The following is a 19,192-nucleotide window of genomic DNA, read 5'->3' on the forward strand; positions in this document are numbered from 1 at the left end:
AAAATTTTCAATAAAGCGTGGCATAGGAATTGAATAATTGAATTAGAAAATCTAAAATAATTCTGAAAGCCTTATTTATCAGGGCTTTTAAATAACTTCTCAAAATTAGTGAAAATTGATTTTGGTGACAGTTTGACTTAAATATAATTATGGCGAAAACAAAGTTTGGTAATATTGACAGTTTGTCACTGCAGGGTATTGATGAAGATGCAGAATTAATCCCTTTAATGACACCTGAAGATGAAGAGGAAATAAATAAAGAGAATCTGCCCGAAACACTACCAATACTTCCACTAAGGAATACCGTATTGTTTCCCGGAGTGGTTATACCTATTACCGCTGGTCGCGATGCTTCTATCAAGCTGATTAATGAAGCGAATAACGGTAGTAAGATCATTGGTGTGGTCTCTCAAAAAGATGAAGAAGTAGAAAATCCTACTTCCAAGGATATTAATAAGGTTGGTGTAGTAGCTAGAATCCTTAGGGTATTAAAAATGCCTGATGGAAATACTACCGTGATCATTCAGGGGAAAAAGCGTTTCCAGATCACCGAAGTGGTTACAGAGCAACCTTACATGAACGCAACGATCACCGAAGTTCCAGATAACAGACCGGAAAAAGGCAATGCCGAGTTTTCTGCAATTATCGATTCTATTAAGGATCTTGCCTTGCAGATCATCAAGGGTAGCCCGAATATTCCTTCTGAAGCTTCTTTTGCGATCAAAAACATTGAAAGTGATTCTTTCCTGATCAATTTTGTTTCTTCTAACATGAACCTAACGGTGGAAGAAAAGCAGAATTTGCTGGAAATGAATGATCTTAAAGAACGTGCGCTGGCAACTCTGAAACATATGAATACAGAGAATCAGAAACTGGAGCTCAAGAATGATATTCAGAGCAAGGTACAGAGTGACATGAGCCAGCAGCAGCGTGAATACTTCCTTCATCAGCAAATGAAAACCATCCAGGAAGAACTTGGAGGTGTTTCTCATGAAGGCGAGATCGTAGAGATGCGTGAGCGTGCAAGAGATAAGAAGTGGGGTGAGGCTGTACAGGAACATTTTGAGAAAGAGCTTGCCAAGATGCAGCGAATGAATCCCCAGGTGGCGGAATATTCGATTCAAAGAAATTACCTTGACCTGTTCCTTGATCTTCCATGGAACGAGTTCAGTAAAGATAAATTCGATCTAAAAAGAGCTAAGCGAATTCTGGACAGGGATCATTACGGCCTGGACGATGTTAAGAAAAGGATCATTGAATATCTGGCTGTACTAAAGCTTAGAAATGATATGAAATCTCCGATTCTTTGCTTATATGGGCCTCCCGGAGTTGGTAAGACTTCCCTGGGTAGATCTGTAGCCGAAGCTTTAGGTAGAGAATATGTAAGGATCTCCCTTGGTGGTCTTCGTGACGAAGCAGAGATTAGAGGACATAGAAAGACCTATATTGGTGCGATGCCGGGTAGGATCATCCAGAGTTTGAAAAAAGCCGGAACCAGTAACCCTGTTTTCGTATTGGATGAGATCGATAAATTAAGCATGGGTAATGCCGGAGATCCATCTTCAGCTTTACTGGAGGTGCTGGATCCTGAGCAAAATTCAGAATTTCACGATAACTTCCTGGAAATGGGGTTTGACCTTTCCAAGGTGATGTTCATCGCTACCTGTAACTCTTTAAGTACAATTCAGCCTGCATTGAGAGATCGTATGGAGATCATTAATGTTACAGGGTATACCATCGAGGAGAAAGTACAGATCGCGAAAAGACACCTATTACCTAAACAGCTTAAAGAGCACGGCTTAAATACCGAACATTTAAAGATAGGTAAAAAACAACTTGAAAAGATCGTTGAGGGCTATACCCGTGAATCTGGTGTGAGAGCATTGGAGAAACAGATCGCGAAAGTTGTAAGATATGCGGCCAAGAATATCGCGATGGAGGAGGAGTACAATGTGAAGATCACAGATGAAGATATTATCGAGATCCTGGGTAGCCCTAGAATGGAAAGAGATAAGTATGAGAATAATGATGTTGCCGGTGTAGTTACAGGATTGGCCTGGACCAGTGTTGGTGGTGATATTCTCTTTATAGAATCTATTCTTTCTAAGGGTAAGGGTAACTTGAATATTACCGGGAACCTTGGTAAAGTGATGAAAGAATCGGCTACGATCGCGATGGAATATATTAAATCCAATGCGACCGAGCTTGGTTTAGATCCTTCGATCTTTGAAAAATATAATGTGCATATCCACGTGCCTGAAGGAGCTACTCCAAAAGATGGTCCTAGTGCAGGTATCACGATGCTAACCTCTTTAGTATCTCTTTTCACGCAGAAAAAGGTTAAGAAAAGCATCGCCATGACCGGTGAGATAACTTTAAGAGGAAAAGTATTGCCTGTTGGAGGAATCAAGGAAAAGATACTTGCCGCTAAAAGAGCAAGGATCAAAGAGATCATTCTTTGCGAGGACAACAAAAGGGATATCGAGGAGATCAAAGAAGAGTATATCAAAGGTCTAACCTTTCATTATGTGAAAGATATGAGTGAGGTGATAGATATCGCCATTACCGATGAGAAGGTTAAGAACCCTAAAGAGTTATAAAAAGAAAGCCCCGAATCAGGGGCTTTTTTATGAATTTACTTTATAACTTTTATAAAAATTTACCTTTGCAGAAGAAATAGAAATAAATGGAAAAAAAGATTACGATTGCGATAGATGGTTTTTCTTCAACGGGAAAGAGTACCGTGGCTAAAAGACTGGCCAAAGAGTTAGGCTACGTTTATGTAGATACCGGCGCAATGTACAGGGCGGTAACTCTTTATATGATGAGAAAGATTTTTGTGTCTGAAGATAATATCGATGAGGAAGCGATCATAAGACATTTACCTTTCATCAATTTACATTTCGAATTCAATGAAGACCTCGGGTACGGAGAAATGTATTTGAATAATGAAAATGTAGAAAAAGAAATAAGATACCTGGAAGTTTCGCAACAGGTAAGCAAAGTTTCAGCGATACCACAGGTTAGAAAGAAGCTTGTTGAACAGCAGCAGGAAATGGGTGAAAATAAAGGAGTGGTGATGGATGGCCGTGATATTGGGACGGTAGTATTTCCAGATGCCGAACTTAAAATATTTATGACGGCGTCTACAGAAACAAGAGCGCAGAGAAGATATGATGAGCTTAAGGATAGAGGTGACGATATAAATTTCGAGGATGTACTTAAGAATGTGAAAGATCGGGATTATATGGATTCCACCCGGGAGGATTCTCCGCTTATTAAGGCAGATGATGCCATAGAATTTGACAATTCCAACCTGGGTCTGGAAGAGCAATTTGAGAAGATCTTGAAGATCGCCAAAGACAAAATAGCTGAGGTCAATTCCTAAGCTAAAATTATTATTCTAAAACATCCGCAATTAATTTCAATATTAGTTGCGGATTTTTGTTTAGTTACGTATTTTTGCACTCCTTTTTGGCAGAATACCGGAAATCCAAAAAGGGTTGAAAATCAAAACTATAAACAACTTCTGTAGTTTCTGTTTTGCTGAAAGATTTCCGAAGAAACTCAGAATACAAATTAAAAGTCAGTAATGGCTGAAGAAAACAAAAACAAAGAAACCCAGGATCTTGAGGTACAGGAAGTAGCAGGAATCGCTAACGATTCTCAACCTGAAGCTGAAGTTCAGCACACAAATCCTGAAAAATTCCTAGAAGAATTCAACTGGCACAATTACGAAGAAGGAATCGATCCTATCGACGATGAGAAGCTAGAAGAATTTGAAAAGCTGGTTGAAGAAAATTTCGTTGACACTTTAGATGATGAAGTTGTAACAGGAAAAGTAATTAATATTACAGATCGTGATGCAATTATCGATATAAACGCGAAGAGTGAAGGGGTTATTTCTCTTAACGAATTCCGTTACAATCCAGATCTTAAAGAAGGAGATGATGTTGAGGTATTAATCGATGTTCGTGAAGACGCAACTGGACAGCTTATTCTTTCTCACCGTAAGGCGAGAGTGATCAAAGCTTGGGAGCGTGTGAACAAAGCTCACGATGAGAGCCTAGTAGTAAACGGGTTTATCAAATGCCGTACTAAAGGTGGTATGATCGTAGACGTATTTGGTATCGAAGCTTTCTTACCAGGTTCACAGATCGATGTGAAGCCAATTAGAGATTACGATGCTTACGTAGGTAAGAACATGGAATTCAAAGTGGTTAAGATCAACCATGAATTCAAGAACGTTGTAGTTTCTCACAAAGCGCTTATCGAAGCAGATATCGAAGAGCAGAAGAAAGAAATTATCGGTCAGCTTGAAAAAGGTCAGGTACTTGAAGGTACTGTTAAGAACATTACTTCTTACGGTGTATTCGTTGATCTTGGAGGTGTTGACGGACTTGTACACATTACAGATCTTAGCTGGTCTAGAATCAACCATCCAAATGAGATCGTTGAACTTGATCAAAAACTTAACGTAGTAATCCTTGACTTTGATGAGTCTAAGTCTAGAATTCAGTTAGGTCTTAAGCAACTTAGTCAGCACCCATGGGATGCACTAAGCGAAGATCTTAAAGTAGGTGACAAAGTAAAAGGTAAAGTAGTTGTGATCGCAGATTACGGTGCATTTATCGAAGTTGCTGAAGGTGTTGAAGGTCTTATCCACGTTTCTGAAATGTCTTGGAGCACGCACTTGCGTTCAGCTCAGGATTTCGTAAATGTTGGTGATGAGGTAGAAGCACAGATCCTTACTTTAGACAGAGATGATAGAAAAATGTCTCTTGGTATCAAGCAATTGACTCAAGACCCATGGACAGATATCACTTCTAAGTACCCTGTAGGTTCTAGACATAAAGGTATCGTTCGTAACTTCACTAACTTCGGAGTATTCGTAGAGTTAGAAGAAGGAATCGATGGTCTTATCTATATCTCAGATCTTTCCTGGACTAAGAAGATCAAGCACCCATCAGAATTTACTAACGTAGGTGATGAGCTTGAAGTTGTAGTTCTTGAACTAGATGTTGAAGGTAGAAAACTTTCTCTTGGACATAAGCAGATCGAGGATAACCCTTGGGATAAATATGAAAAAGACTTTGGAGTTGGAACCAAGCACACTGCAGAGATCACTGAGATCGTAGACAAAGGTGCTACTATCGACTTTAACGAGGATATCACTGCATTTGTACCGCAAAGACATCTTGAAAAAGAAGACGGAAGCAAATTGAAGAAAGGTGAAGAAGCAGAATTCCAGATCATTGAATTCAACAAAGAATTCAAGAGAGTGGTAGCTTCTCACATGGTAATTCACAAAGAAGAAGAGCAAAAGATTGTTAAGCAAGCTGCTAAGAAATCGGCTGCGCAAAACAAAGACAACACCACTACAATTGGTGATGTTAATGCTGATCTTCAAGCGTTGAAAGACAAAATGGAAGGTAAAGGTTAATCTTTCCTGATATTTATAAAGTAAAAACCTCCTTAGGCAACTAAGGAGGTTTTTTATTTATTAATTTGAGAAATGAACTTAACTTTCGAAGCGATATTTAATTTTAAACGTTTTAATTGCCTTCTTTAAATCATTGGTATTTTCAAGAAATGGCACATGGCCAACTTCACTTTCCCATAAAAGCATATTTGTAAACTTTACGTTTTTATAATGTTCCGGGCCTACCATCCAATCGGATGAACCATAAAAGAATAATACGGGTATATCTATCTTAACTGTATTATCTAAAAAGTTTTGCCAGTAAGCTTCATAAGATAGAGCGGCATTTCCAAAATCATAATTCCAGTTTTCAACTTGACCCCAGGTGGAATTCATAATTTCTTCGTTTTCTTTTTTTGAATACGCCATTTTCCAGAAAATATCTTTTTCTCTCAATTTAGAACCCAGTTTATTCATTCTTTCCATCATTGGAAGGCTGTCATTAGCGCATCCAATATAATTTTCACCTAAGAATTCAGAGGCTTTTGGAGCCCAGCTTTCGCAAAAGCTTTCATTTAAATATAGAGTGCAGTTAATCATCATCATTCCTTTCTGCGCTTCAGGAAATTTTTCGGCATAACCCATTTGTAAGATTCCACCAAAAGAATGGCCAATAGTAAGCCAGTCTTCAAATCCAAGAGATTTCCTGACCTCTTCAAAATCGAGGCTCATTCTTTCTATACTGTAATCTTTGTTTTCGGGACTCCCAGATCTTCCAACACCTCGTTGATCCAGATAGATCATGGTAAAGTGCTCTTCCATAAAATCTCCAAAGAATTTTTCGAACCAGTAACTTCCCGAACCCGGGCCGCCATGGATATATAAGCAGGGAGTACCTTTACCTTCAATTTTCACAAAAAGTTCAACCCCATCTGTGGTAATGACCTTTTTCTCTTCAGCTATTGCTGAATAGCTTATAACGATAAGCATTGTTACAAGAATTAATTTTTTCATTGGTTCAAAATGATTAGTGATTCTTGCAAAGACGCTATACCGTATATTTTGTTACACCTGGTAGAAAAGCTATTATTTCTGAATTTAGTTCTGTTGTTCTATTTTCAAGTTTGAAGAACCAGTTATTATTCGAATTTTCCCTTTATCTACCTCTTTTTTACCTCCTGAAATTCTATAATCCTGTTCAGGCAAAATCACTTCAATTTCCCATCCTTCTTTTTCCTGTTCAATTTCTAAATTCAACTTCCCGTTTACTTTTTTATAATGTATCGAGATGCTATTAGGGCCAACGCTTACATTTTCTAAGGAGGCATAATTCCACTCTGATGGAAACTGGGGTATAATGGTGATCTTTTTCTTAGAAGCCATGGGTTGAATCCCAAAAAACTGCTGAATGATAGGGATCGCATAACTGTAAATATTCCAGGCCTGTGTGATCATCCCATAATCTGGGGAAACTTCATACATACTTCCCGGCAGGGCATAGCTGAAGGTCTTGCTCATTCTTTTTAAATAATCCAGCGCCTTATCGGGATTGCCATAATTATTTTCAGCAATAGCCAAAACCCCAGTGGGAAGAGTCATCACTGCTCCTGTATACGAAAAAACTTCGCTGCCTTTAAAAGAGGTTTCTTCTGTTCCGGCAGTTTCATCCCGATCTATTCCGGTTACAAATACACCAAAGGGATTGGTATATTTTTCAGCAGTTTTTAAAGCTACTTTGGCCTTATCTGGATCTGCAATGTTCATTTCCATTGGAGTGTTCACCACCCAATTATGATGAAGCACAAAAGGACGGGATTTCTCAGAAGGGTTTTTAATAATATGTTCTTTTAGTTGCTGCAGTTCTTTTACAGACCAGGGTTTATCTAAAGTGTCGGCGCGAACTATTGCATCCTCAACCAGCCTTAATGCCTGATCATCGGTTCCAATAAAATCGGCATAAGAACCAAATTCTTCAGACCAGAATTCTGTATTGATCTTTTCTTTTAGCTCTGCAGCAAGTTTAGAATACTCTATACTTAATTGATCCTGTCCCAATTCCGAAGCTATTTTTGAGGCATCGTCAAAAGCTTTTTGAGTATAAACAGCAACATCTATCATTTCGCTATCCAGGCCGTGTATCTCCATCATTCCGAAGCCGTCAGGAAATAAATTAGCATTCGCATCTTTTTCGGTCATAAGCCAATTCAGGCCTTTCTCGATGGTGGGGAAATATTTTCTCAAAAATTCTTTATCCCCGTTCCATTTATAAACTTCCCAGATCAGAGAAGCGTATTGAGGAGTTTCATTGATGTTTCCTTTATTGAATACCACACCATTGGTGGACATTTCGTGAATGATCCTGCCATTGCCATTCACGGCATTAGAAACGCTATCTATCAAGCTGATAGTATTATATACAGGTTCAGTTTGGCCTATAGCCATATATCCCTGCAGCGCATATTCACTATCCACGCCAAACCACCATGGATAATCTGGTATTCCTGCTGTTATACCAGTGCCAATTTCAGGAACCTCCTGTACCAGCCAGGCCGAATTATATTTAAGCCATTCAAAGGTTTGCTCCAATCGTTTATCTGGAATAGATAATTTAGACTTGGCCGCTAATTTGGCATAATGATCTCTTTTCTCAATGATCTCTTTTTCCAGGTCCTTCTCCAAATGGCGAAAATTCTTTAAGCTTTCTGAAACCGAATTATAAGATCCGGCAATAAAAAAAGTAATGGTTTCAGAAAAATTGGCTGGGATAGTTAAATTATAAGTAAGAGAGGTTCCTTTTCCCAGTCCCTGATATTTTGAAGAAAAGCTATCGTAGGCATTAGCTTCTTTGTCTGCCCGGTATACCAGGCTCCATGGGTTAACACTATCCTTGTACACCCAGTACGCTTCATTAGTATTGAATAAAGCTTTATCTACAGCATCTTTCATTCCCGTTCTTTCTCCAAGCCAGGTAGGCCTGAGATCTGAAAAAGCTTTAAATACAAATTGTAGCTCCTTTAGTTCCTTTGCATTATTCTGAATTTTATACTGAACTACGGCTCCCTGAATGTCATCAGGTATAAATTGCCAACGCTCGATTTCTATTCCCAGGCCTTTTAGTTCGAAATCCTGTTTTCCAGCTACCGGATAGTTGGTAAAAGAGATTGCCTTATCCAGAGTTATGGTGTCACTATCAGAAATAATTTCAGCTTCGAAACCATCCAGAAGTTTTATAGGGTGATTCCAGAGTCCGCCCATTTCACCTTTTATATGCCAGCCAATTTCAGGAAAACTGCCATCCTGATGTCCCACCAGGTATGACCTGTTTCCGGCGGTGACGAAAGGGGAGTCAAGGTATTCTGTCTTTCCTTTTATAGCCGGGCTTTCTTTTAGAATTTCAAATATTACCGGGGTGTTCTGGGAATAACCGGTAAAGAAACCTAGAAAAATTATAAGTAGTATGGTTCTTTTCATAATTCAACTCTTGGAGTTATTAGTAAATCTACAGAAATTATCTGGTCGTCCTTAACTATCTCTAAATCTGCTACAATCAGAATAGAATTAGAAAATAAGGATTTCTTTTACGGAATGGGCTTTTAAAGGTTTTCACAATAGTTTGGCTTTTACTGCCTGAAATAATTCTTATCATTGAGCATGAAAAAAAGATACTGGGTTCTTCTATTCTTTATAGTGGTTTTGATAATCACCTACTTCTCAGGTCCTGTTCCCTCAAAACCGGATTATTCGAATACTTTCAAGGAACTGCCTTCAGATCTTCGGGAACTTGAGGAATATGTCATCAAGGCTGAAGATTCCCTGCCTGTTCGTGAGGATAATCAGGCCAGGATCGTCTGGCAAAACGGCCCTGAAAAAACAGAATACAGCATTGTTTATCTGCATGGATTTGCCGGCAGTTACCGGGATGGTTACCCGGTAAATAAAAATATTGCCGACTCCCTGAATGCCAATCTTTACATGGCCAGATGGGCCGGCCATGGATTAATACCCCCTGCTTCGCTTAATAATTTTAATGGGGAGAATGCCTGGGAATCTGCGAAGGAAGCTTTAGCAATTGGTAATAAGATAGGGGAAAAGGTCATTATCATGAGTACTTCTACCGGAGGGACGCTGGCATTAAAATTAGCGGCTACGTATCCAGATAAGATCTTTGCCCTAGTGAACTTATCGCCTAATATGGAAGATGATCAGCCGGGTACTTTTGTATTGAACACTAACTGGGGTTACGAAATTGCCGATCTAATTTCTTTTGGAAAAAATAAAAAGATCGAGCACGAACAGGAGATCGCAAAGCAATACTGGGATACGATTTATCCTTCCAGGGCTCTGGTAGACCTTCAGGTTCTGGTTGAAACAACCATGCTTCTTGAAACCTTTAAAAATATCGAAGTGCCGGTGCTAACGCTTTATTATCATAAGAACTTTATTGAAGAAGATCAGCATGTGGAAGTAAGTGTCTATGAAGATGCTCATAAGTTATTCTCAACCCCAGATTCACTTAAATCATTGATCCCTTTAAAAACTCCGGGAACGCACTTTATTGGTAGCGATATAAAAAGCAAGGATACCCAGATCGTGGAAAAAGAGATCCTTGACTTTTTAAAAAGAATAGGAGCTAAGAGATAGAGTTGAAATTTAAAACTTATTGAGAAATTCAGCATACCCCATTGAGTCTGATGCTTCGAGTTTATGCTCTCCAATTATTTCATCAAGGATTGAAAGATCGAATTCCAGTTCCTGGTCCCCAAACCATTCCAATGCAAAGCTATACCAGATCTCATCTTTTACCTTTACCCTGGTATATTCTAACTGGCAGCCATAAGGCGGAAATTCTTCCAGAGCTACTCGAACAATTTTATCGTGATCATCCTTTTTTAGTTTGAACCCGATGCGTTCCTTTTTTACGGGTAGCCAGCTGAATTTTTCTTTTTCTGTAATTTCATGGAAAAGCGAATCGTCCTCGGCAGAGGAGAAGCTCCATTTGGTATAATCTTCGAAATAACCCTGTATACTATCCGTTAGATCTGCATTTTCAGACCGACCGGTGCGTTGTTTTACTTCAATATTATTTTCTCTAAGCTTGATGCTGAGATCATTTTTGTCTTTCAGAGGGAGGTAATAATCGGTTCGAGCCTCGGTATTTTCGAAAATATATCCATTTTCTTCGAACCAGTTTCGAATGCTTTCAGGTTCTGTTTTGTAAAACCATCTTATTTCTTTGCTATTGTACATGATCCTGGAGTTTAGTATTAATTAATCGCAGATCTGGATAGCTTGAGGTCTCTTAATACACTAGAATTTACGAAAATCCTCCTTAATCCAGGCAGGATTATAAATTTATAAGATACCCCACAGTATATTATTCAATCCAAAAAAAACATTACTTTTGTTGCAATCTACAAATAGTCTTATGAGCCGTAAAGTACTACTAGACTCTAACCAACTCAATATCATTCTACATCGTTTGGCCTGTCAGTTAGTAGAAAAACATACAGACTTCAAGGAAACCGTTCTAGTAGGAATCCAGCCAAGGGGTATATATGTAGCCAACAGAATCGAAAAAATACTGAAAGAAGAATACGGGCTTGATTCAATAAAAATGGGTCAGCTGGATATTACTTTTTACAGGGATGATTTTAGAAGAGGAGAGAAACCACTCGAAGCCAATAAGACCAAAATAGATTTTATAGTTGAAGATAAACGCGTGGTCTTTATAGACGATGTGTTATATACCGGGCGCAGTATACGCGCGGCTTTAACAGCAATTCAGTCTTTTGGAAGACCTAAGGAGATCGAGCTTTTAAGTTTGATCGACAGGAGGTTTAGCAGACATCTGCCTATTCAGCCAGATTATAATGGCCGGCAGGTAGACGCCATAAATGAAGAAAAAGTCAAGGTAAGCTGGGTAGAGAATGATGGAGAAGACGCCGTTTATCTAATATCAAAATAGCTAAGAAATGAGCAGCGAATTAAGTGTAGATCACTTACTGGGTATTAAATATCTTAAACCTGAAGATATAGAGCTTATCTTCAAAACAGCCGATCATTTTAAAGAAGTAATTAACCGCCCCATTAAGAAAGTACCTTCTTTAAGAGATATTACCATTGCTAATCTTTTCTTTGAAAACAGCACCAGGACCAGATTATCTTTTGAACTTGCCGAAAAGCGCCTTAGCGCCGATGTCATAAATTTCTCTGCGGCCTCATCTTCAGTTAAAAAAGGAGAAACCCTCATAGATACTGTAAACAACATCCTGTCCATGAAAGTGGATATGGTGGTTATGCGTCACCCAAATCCAGGAGCGGGTATCTTCCTTTCTAAACATGTAAATGCAAGTATCATTAATGCAGGTGACGGCGCACACGAGCATCCTACGCAGGCATTACTGGATTCGTATTCTATAAGAGAGAGACTGGGAGAAGTTAAGGGAAAGAAAGTTGTCATCGTGGGTGATATTCTGCATAGCCGGGTGGCTTTGTCTAATATCTTCGCGTTGAAGTTACAGGGAGCACAGGTTAAAGTTTGTGGGCCAAAAACGCTATTGCCTAAACATATTGAATCTTTAGGAGTAGAAGTGGAGACCAACCTGAAAGCTGCTTTAGAATGGTGTGATGTCGCCAATATGCTTAGGGTACAGAATGAACGTATGGATATTAGTTATTTCCCGAGCACGCGCGAGTATGTAAAACAGTTTGGACTTAATAAGAAATTACTGGAAAGCCTTAACAAGGAAATCGTGATCATGCACCCCGGACCAATTAACAGGGGAGTGGAGATCACCAGCGATATTGCAGACTCTGAACATGCGATCATCCTTGACCAGGTTCAAAATGGAGTGGCCATCAGGATGGCGGTCATCTATCTTTTAGCGTCAAAGATCAAACAATAGAAAAGGCAAATATGTAAATGTCCTTTTTTAAGTCGGAATGAAATTAGAATTTGATTATGAAAACTACCAAAAAAGAGAACTTTTTACTGATAGAGAACGAAGGCGGTGATCTAACCAATTTTGCTTCAGAACTTACCAAACATCATTCAGATTTTAAAGATGAGAATGTCGTGGTAGACCTGGATAAGGCCAAAAATCTTGATTCTAAAGAATTGCTGGCATTTCTGGAGCTTTCTAATGTGCACAGGAATGACAATAAAAGCTTTGTCCTGGTGACAGATGCTGTTGGCATCGATGATCTGCCTGAGGAGCTGGTAGTAGTGCCTACGCTTCAGGAAGCTGAAGACATGATACAGATGGACGAGATCCAGAGAGATCTTGGATTTTGATCCAGGCGCTGCATAAATTGAAAAATCAGATCGAATGAAGATCAATATTCTTGGCTGTTATGCAGCTACCCCACGAAGTTTTACCAATCCCACCTCACAGGTTCTAGAAATACTAAACAATCATTTTCTTATAGATTGTGGTGAGGGTACCCAGGTACAGTTGCGTAGAAATAAGATCAAATTTTCGAAAATAAAGCACATTTTTATTTCTCACCTTCATGGCGATCATTTTTATGGCCTGGTAGGACTTGTAAGTACCTTCAGGTTATTGAACCGGGAAACTGAACTTCATATTTACGGACCTAAAGGAATCAAGGAAATCATTACCCTGCAATTAAAGCTGGCCAATTCCTGGACAAATTTCCCGCTTATCTTTCATGAGCTTACTTCTAAAGAACCCGAATTGATCTTAGAGAATTCAACCGTAACTGTAACTACAATTCCACTCAAGCATAGGGTTTATACGAATGGTTTTTTATTTAAAGAGAAAGAAGGCGACAGGAAGTTGCTTATCGATAAGGCGGAAACCTATAATATTGATTTCAGTCTTTTTAAAAGCCTTAAAAAAGGAAAGGACGTAATGTCTGAAGACGGTAAGCTTATTCCCAATCATTTAGTGACGGCAGATCCACCGCCGCCAAAATCATATGCCTATTGCAGTGATACCGTGTTCGACCCGGAAATTGTTCCTTTGATAAAAAAGGCCACAGTTCTTTATCATGAATCTACTTTCCTTGAGGATAAAGCCGATCTGGCTCAACCAACCAAACATTCAACAGCCAAACAGGCAGCTACGATCGCCAAATTAGCGGAGGTTGAGAAATTGATCCTGGGACATTATTCAACCAGATATGCAGATATCGAGTTATTCAGGATCGAGGCATCTACTATTTTTCCGGACATCATTTTAGCCGATGACGGAAAGGAAATTATCGTTGAATAACACATCTCCTCTTAACGTTTTACAGGCACTTAATCGATTGACATTCAGTATTTCGACTGTAAATTCCTACAAAATATGTTAAAATTCACTCAAATTTAGTATTATTTTAAGCTTGAAGTGTATTTAGTCGATTAAAAATGTACATTTATCTTCCCTGATTCTAATACATGAACCTATGAAGAAAATTACATTTACAGGATTGACTTTAATTTTTTGTACTCTGTTTCTTACATCATGTTCAAAAGATAGTCTGCAAGATGATGTTACTGCTTATGATCAGGTTGTAACTGAGAAGGTAGAATATCAATACAATACTATAGAAGTTGAAATTCTGGATGAATTGAATTTATACAGAAAGGCTCTGGGATTAAATCAGCTTAGACCGTTAGCAGAACTTTCTATAGAGTCTGAAGATCATAACATGTACATGATCGAAGAAGGAGTGGTAAGCCACGATAATTTTTCTTTGAGAGCTTCAGAGCTAATGAATAAAGTAGGAGCGAAGGCAGTGGCAGAGAATGTAGGTTTTGGTTACAAAACATCTGGTGCGGTTGTAAATGCCTGGTTGAAGAGTAAAGGTCACAGGGAGAATGTTGAAGGAGGATATACTCACTTCGGTATCTCGGTTAGACAAGATGAAAATGGTAAAAATTATTTCACGAATATCTTTATAAAGAAATAGAAAAGTAAAGTTTGTTTTCCCCCCAAATCGAAAAAGGGTTCAGGCTAGAGGCTGACCCTTTTTTTTATGCTTAATAATTAAATTCTGAAAATTGCTTTACAGATTCTCCTTTTGAAAATTTTAATAGGATTTAAATCTTTTTAAGACTTCTTCATACATTAAAAAAAGCTCAGGATTTTTCCTGAGCTTTTTTCTTATGATGATTGGAGTAAACTAGTTTTTGATAAGTGGTATTCTATCTATATACATTTTTCTATAACCTGGTTCATTCATGCCGCTTTCACCCAGCACCTGGAAATCTAATCTTTCTACCTGAGCTTTGGAAACCTGAGACCTTCCCAGAATCGCGTTAAGAGCTTTGTTCAAAAGTGGTTCATCTTCATTTCCAAGTACGCCATAATCGTTAAGGTTTTCCACGTATTCGATATCTGGCGCGAGGCCATTTATATAATCTGTTTTTCCCACTGAATTCAGGGATTTGAATACCAGGGGCTGCAGGGCATAATTGTGATTTTCGTTCAGGTTATCTTTAGAAAAGTCCTCACTATCATAAAGCGTCACCGATGCCTGAAATTTACCAACCGTCTTATCACCTACCTGCACCACATTAATGTAAGGATCCAGTCCGTTGATGATTAACTCACTGGCAGAGGCACTGGAACTGGAGGTTAAAACATATACTTCAGATAAATTAAGGCTATTTATCTGCTCTCCGGTTCTTAGCCTGTCGTCAAACCTGTTTATGAGCGCTTCCGGATTTTGCCTTTCATAGAAGTTCTGGTATTTTTCGTTCCATTGTTCTTTAATGAACACTTCGTCTTTGAACTGCCCGGTGATCATACTGGAAAGATCCTTGGCAGATTCAACAGAACCTCCACCGTTATATCGAAGGTCCAGGATAAGATCTGTAACGCCAGCAGCTTTAAAATCGGCAAAAGCATTATTCAGTTCATCATCAAAATCTGCGATAAAACTGTTATACATTAAGTAGGCTACTTTTCGTCCTCCGGTCTCTATAACCTTTGATATATAAACAGGATTCTCAGTGTAATTATCGTCTGTTAATTCAACTTCTTCATCTGTTAGAATGATCTGTCCGTTTTCAACGGTTCCTACATTGATAGTATAACTGGATTGTTCTATCAGATTTGAAAAATTGGCAGAAGTTAATTTTTCTCCGTTGATCTCAGTAAAGACATTTCCACGTTTCAGACCAGCTTTTTCAGCAGAAGTACCCGGAAGTACATAGCGAATTATTCCGAAGATATTATTTGTGCCCGATATCCGGCCGATTCCAAATTTGATCCCGGTAGCACCGCTAACCCCATCGAACCTGTCTTCCAGGTCATTGTAATCATCTGAGATAAAGCTGAACCGATCTATAGTCGCGGTGAGATCATCAAAAAGACTTTCAGGTGAAGAGGCGCTAGCCAGGAACTCCGTTTTTGCGTTAGAGGACTGGAAATAATTATCTGCCAGTTCGGGGACTCTCGATTTATAGAGATAAAATTCATTAAGACCCCTGTAGACAAAACTTTCTACTTCTATTTCCGAATTTTCGGAAGAAGTTTCAGTTCCTGAATTTTCATTTTCTATGATATCTTCATCTTTGGTGCAGGAGATAAAGGTAAGTGTGGCCAGACACAGGCTGGCTAGTAATCTCAACTTCATATTTTTCTTTTAGTAACAGCTATAAACTGTAGGTTCAGCAATTTTTTCATTTATAGCTCAGGAACTGTGCCATAAATTGTTAAAATGCTGACGATTATGAATAAGAATACTGAAGCTTGAGTGAATTGTATAAAAGCGAAAAAGGTTCAGGCTAGAGGCTGAACCTTTTTCTATTCAATCGATCTGTTGGGGTCGATCAAAATTGATCTGTTTTACTTTTCGACTTGTTTTATTTTACCCCAAAATTCGATCAGGTTATAATTTTACCTTTTAATATAGAAAGAGGCCGTCTGAGAGTTTACTGTTTATATCCCGATAATCCGAAATATATTAGGGGGAACAGTTATATACCTCAGAAAGCCCCTTTCCTTCAGGTTAGTTAGCACTTTATTCCATTTTTACAACACTGAACATGGATCTTCTGTTCAATTGGTGATCTTCCTCTGAACAACGCTCGCAGTCTATAGCAGGTTTTGTTTCTCCAAAGCTCTTATATTCTACGATCCTTTCAGGAGCAATCCCGTTGGCCACAAGATAATCGTAAGTAGCTTTAGCCCTTCTTTCGGCTAATTTCTCATTATAAGCATTGCTTCCTCTACGATCTGTATGCGAACCTATTTCGATAACAAGCTCAGGATATTCCTCTTTCATAAGGGTGATAAGTTTATCAAGTTCCTGCGCCGCATCTGGCCTGATGTTGGATTTGTCAAAATCAAAATAGATATTATCTATCTCTGCCAGGTACTCCACATCTTTAACCGGTTCTAAATTTATATCATATACGATCTCATCCTTCTCGTCTGAATCCATAGTGCTCAGTTCTCCGGTAAAGGTTTCATATTCTATTTCCTTAGCTTCCACCGGGAAAACCATATCTCTATTGATCTCGGTTTCGTAATAACCATCGGCATCTGTTTCCAGGAAGGCGATCTGGTTATCATCCTTGTCCAGTAATCTAACCGTGGCCTGAGGAATCGGATTTCCATTTACGGCATCGGTTACCTGACCCTTCAGGATTAGCGGATTTAATTTATTGAATATATAAATATCATCACTCCCGCCATCACGATTGGTAGAAATAAAACCTTCTTTAGAATCGGCAACCTGGAAATAAGCAAAATCATCCATGCTGCTGTTTACAGGTTCACCTAAATTATCAACTTCTCCATTTTCAAATTTGAAAATATCGAAAAGGCCTAATCCCGCGTGCCCGTTTGACGAGAAGTATAAAACTCCGTCTGTATCCATAAATGGAAAGGTTTCATCGAACTCGGTATTTACCGGTTCTCCTAAATTTTCAGGTGTTCCGAAATTTCCGTTTTCGTCTACCGACACTTTGTAAAGATCTGTACCTCCAAAACCATTCGGCATGTCTGAGGTGAAATATAATGTCTTTCCGTCAGGGGATAGGGATGGATGTCCTACAGAGTATTCATTATTGTTAAAGCTTAGTTCTTTTACTTCAGCCCATCCGTTCTCAGAATTAGTAGCTGAATATAATTTAAGGTGATTGGTCTTTTCCTTATCGCGCTTACCTTCTTTATTGTTCAGGTAATTATTTCTTGTAAAATAGATGGTATTTCCATCAGGGCTTATAGCCACAGGTCCATCATGTAATTTAGTGTTGATCTCACCTTCTATAGGAGTAACAGTTCCCGATGTTTTATCCAGTACATAAATATCCAGAAAAGGTTCCCCATTCCAGCTGTATGTCTTGTCCTTTACATCTGTATCCTGAGCCCTTGCAGAAACGAAGTAAACCTGGTCATCCTTTACAAAAACTCCAAAGTCACTTACTTCAGAATTAAAATCAGATGATTTTAATTTATAAGTTGCCTTGCTTTTATAATCGTTTTTGTTCAGCATAGCCTGGATCTCTTCAGATTCCCTGCCGCTTTCAAGATACTTTCTTAACCATTGTCTCGATTCATCATATCTTTTGACTCCGCGCAGCGCCTGGGCATACTTGTAAAAATATTCCGGGGAAACTGAGGTGTCTTCAATAATGTCGCCATAATAATGCACAGCATTCTCCGGGCTTCTAAGCATCATATAGGTATCTCCTAATTTCCTGGAATTGTAAGAAACCTTATAATCCCTTTCAATTAGTTCTTTATAGACCTCGGTAGCCTCCAGATAAGCGAAATCATTATAGAGTCTATCGGCCTTTTTTTGTTTACCACTTTGGGCCTGTACGCTAAAGGTACAGGAAAGTGCTATCAGCAATAAAAAGTATATATTTTTCATATCAACAGGACTTTAGGTTAAAAGAATCGGGGGGATTTATATCTGGTATTTTTAAATCTGAATTCATATATAAGCAGCACTTCATGTGTACCGGAAGTATACGGGCTTATATTCGAAATTGGATATTCATAAGCATAACCTGCTCTGAACCCATCAAATAACTGGATGTCTAAAAATCCACCTATCGCATCATCTATCCTGTAGTTCGCACCCAGGTAGAATTTTTCATTAAAGATCGTGGTAGCAGAAATATCTACAGATAACGGCACACCCTGAGTTGCTTTGAATAGGGTAGAAGGTCTCAATTTGATCATATCGGTTAGATCAAATACATATCCACCGGTTAGGTAGTAATGCACCTGTTCCAGGGCCATATATTCATTAGACTCGTTGTTGTCATTATTAATGATCTTAGGAACCGAACCACCTATATACCAGTTCTGGGCAGAAAGATAGAATCCCACTCCAAAATTTGGCGTCCAGCGATTAAAGCTATCCTGGAAGAATGGATCGTTAGCCACCCCCGGATCATTAAGTAGTTCCTCATCGAGGTTGTAATAACTCATCCCGGCTTTAAGTCCCAGACGTAAGGTTACATCTGCACTAAGGTCCAGGCGGTAAGAGAAATCTCCGTATGCGTAGGTATAATTTTCATACCCGGCATTATCGTTAATTACTGAAAGTCCTAAACCTACCTTATCATTTCTCAATGGTGAGTGTAGTGAAAGGGTCTGGGTGGTTGGTGCACCTTCGAGATCTGCCCACTGGCTTCGGTGAAGTCCTATGGTTGAAAATCCGTCTCTACTTCCTGCATAAGCAGGGTTTATAGAGATCGTGTTATACATATATTGTGTAAACTGAGGGAGCTGTTGTGAAAAGCCTGAAAAGCTCACAAACAAGATCACTATGATTAAAGATATTTTTTTCATGGTT

The 19,192-nt window shown here is 38.8% G+C and carries 15 protein-coding genes; 9 read left to right on the forward strand and 6 right to left on the reverse strand.

The window, feature by feature from the left end; all coding sequences use genetic code 11:
- The first annotated feature begins 149 nt into the window (after positions 1–149).
- The 3 genes from lon to rpsA all read left to right on the forward strand — a co-directional run bounded on the left by lon (position 150) and on the right by rpsA (position 5,443).
- The gene (gene lon, locus C8P64_RS06840) at positions 150–2,600 is read left to right on the forward strand and encodes an endopeptidase La (protein ID WP_108171340.1); all 2,451 of its coding nucleotides are present in this window, start codon (positions 150–152) and stop codon (positions 2,598–2,600) included.
- Between the two features lie 86 nt (positions 2,601–2,686).
- Positions 2,687–3,388, forward strand: coding sequence for a (d)CMP kinase (cmk, locus tag C8P64_RS06845; protein WP_108171341.1), 702 nt, complete (start codon positions 2,687–2,689; stop codon positions 3,386–3,388).
- 204 nt (positions 3,389–3,592) lie between these two features.
- Entirely contained in the window at positions 3,593–5,443 is a 1,851-nt protein-coding gene (gene rpsA, locus C8P64_RS06850) for a 30S ribosomal protein S1 (protein ID WP_108171342.1), read from the forward strand.
- A gap of 78 nt (positions 5,444–5,521) precedes the next feature.
- Here rpsA and C8P64_RS06855 read toward each other — a convergent pair whose 3' ends face one another.
- On the reverse strand, positions 5,522–6,436 hold the full coding sequence (locus C8P64_RS06855; RefSeq protein ID WP_108171343.1) for an alpha/beta fold hydrolase: 915 nt from the start codon (positions 6,434–6,436) through the stop codon (positions 5,522–5,524).
- An 84-nt stretch (positions 6,437–6,520) separates the two neighbouring features.
- Positions 6,521–8,893: an alpha-L-rhamnosidase-related protein gene (locus C8P64_RS06860; protein WP_108171344.1), complete on the reverse strand. Its 2,373-nt coding sequence runs from the start codon at positions 8,891–8,893 to the stop codon at positions 6,521–6,523.
- 180 nt (positions 8,894–9,073) lie between these two features.
- Here C8P64_RS06860 and C8P64_RS06865 point away from each other — a divergent pair, with 180 nt between their 5' ends.
- Positions 9,074–10,063: an alpha/beta hydrolase gene (locus C8P64_RS06865; RefSeq protein WP_108171345.1), complete on the forward strand. Its 990-nt coding sequence runs from the start codon at positions 9,074–9,076 to the stop codon at positions 10,061–10,063.
- A gap of 9 nt (positions 10,064–10,072) precedes the next feature.
- Here the strand turns inward: C8P64_RS06865 and C8P64_RS06870 are convergent, their stop codons facing one another.
- The gene (locus C8P64_RS06870) at positions 10,073–10,669 is read right to left on the reverse strand and encodes a hypothetical protein (protein ID WP_108171346.1); all 597 of its coding nucleotides are present in this window, start codon (positions 10,667–10,669) and stop codon (positions 10,073–10,075) included.
- A gap of 178 nt (positions 10,670–10,847) precedes the next feature.
- Here C8P64_RS06870 and pyrR point away from each other — a divergent pair, with 178 nt between their 5' ends.
- The 5 genes from pyrR (at position 10,848) to C8P64_RS06895 (ending at position 14,341) form a co-directional block, all read left to right on the forward strand.
- Positions 10,848–11,387 carry a bifunctional pyr operon transcriptional regulator/uracil phosphoribosyltransferase PyrR gene (gene pyrR, locus C8P64_RS06875; protein WP_108171347.1) on the forward strand — a complete coding sequence of 180 codons (540 nt, stop codon included), beginning with the start codon at positions 10,848–10,850 and terminating at the stop codon, positions 11,385–11,387.
- A gap of 7 nt (positions 11,388–11,394) precedes the next feature.
- Positions 11,395–12,327 carry an aspartate carbamoyltransferase catalytic subunit gene (locus C8P64_RS06880; RefSeq protein WP_108171348.1) on the forward strand — a complete coding sequence of 311 codons (933 nt, stop codon included), beginning with the start codon at positions 11,395–11,397 and terminating at the stop codon, positions 12,325–12,327.
- A gap of 56 nt (positions 12,328–12,383) precedes the next feature.
- Positions 12,384–12,716, forward strand: coding sequence for a ribonuclease Z (locus tag C8P64_RS06885; RefSeq protein WP_108171349.1), 333 nt, complete (start codon positions 12,384–12,386; stop codon positions 12,714–12,716).
- Positions 12,717–12,750: 34 nt separating this feature from the next.
- Positions 12,751–13,659 carry a ribonuclease Z gene (locus tag C8P64_RS06890; protein ID WP_108171350.1) on the forward strand — a complete coding sequence of 303 codons (909 nt, stop codon included), beginning with the start codon at positions 12,751–12,753 and terminating at the stop codon, positions 13,657–13,659.
- Positions 13,660–13,834: 175 nt separating this feature from the next.
- Positions 13,835–14,341: a CAP domain-containing protein gene (locus C8P64_RS06895; RefSeq protein ID WP_108171351.1), complete on the forward strand. Its 507-nt coding sequence runs from the start codon at positions 13,835–13,837 to the stop codon at positions 14,339–14,341.
- A 213-nt stretch (positions 14,342–14,554) separates the two neighbouring features.
- Here the strand turns inward: C8P64_RS06895 and C8P64_RS06900 are convergent, their stop codons facing one another.
- The 3 genes from C8P64_RS06900 to C8P64_RS06910 form a co-directional block, all read right to left on the reverse strand.
- Entirely contained in the window at positions 14,555–16,012 is a 1,458-nt protein-coding gene (locus C8P64_RS06900) for a S41 family peptidase (protein ID WP_108171352.1), read from the reverse strand.
- A 387-nt stretch (positions 16,013–16,399) separates the two neighbouring features.
- On the reverse strand, positions 16,400–18,259 hold the full coding sequence (locus C8P64_RS06905) for an OmpA family protein (RefSeq protein WP_108171353.1): 1,860 nt from the start codon (positions 18,257–18,259) through the stop codon (positions 16,400–16,402).
- Between the two features lie 17 nt (positions 18,260–18,276).
- A complete protein-coding gene (locus C8P64_RS06910; RefSeq protein WP_108171354.1) occupies positions 18,277–19,188 on the reverse strand; it encodes a PorP/SprF family type IX secretion system membrane protein in 912 nt (303 codons plus the stop codon).
- Between the last annotated feature and the right edge of the window lie 4 nt (positions 19,189–19,192).

The sequence above is a fragment of the Christiangramia gaetbulicola genome, assembly GCF_003054225.1.
Lineage (GTDB): Bacteria > Bacteroidota > Bacteroidia > Flavobacteriales > Flavobacteriaceae > Christiangramia > Christiangramia gaetbulicola.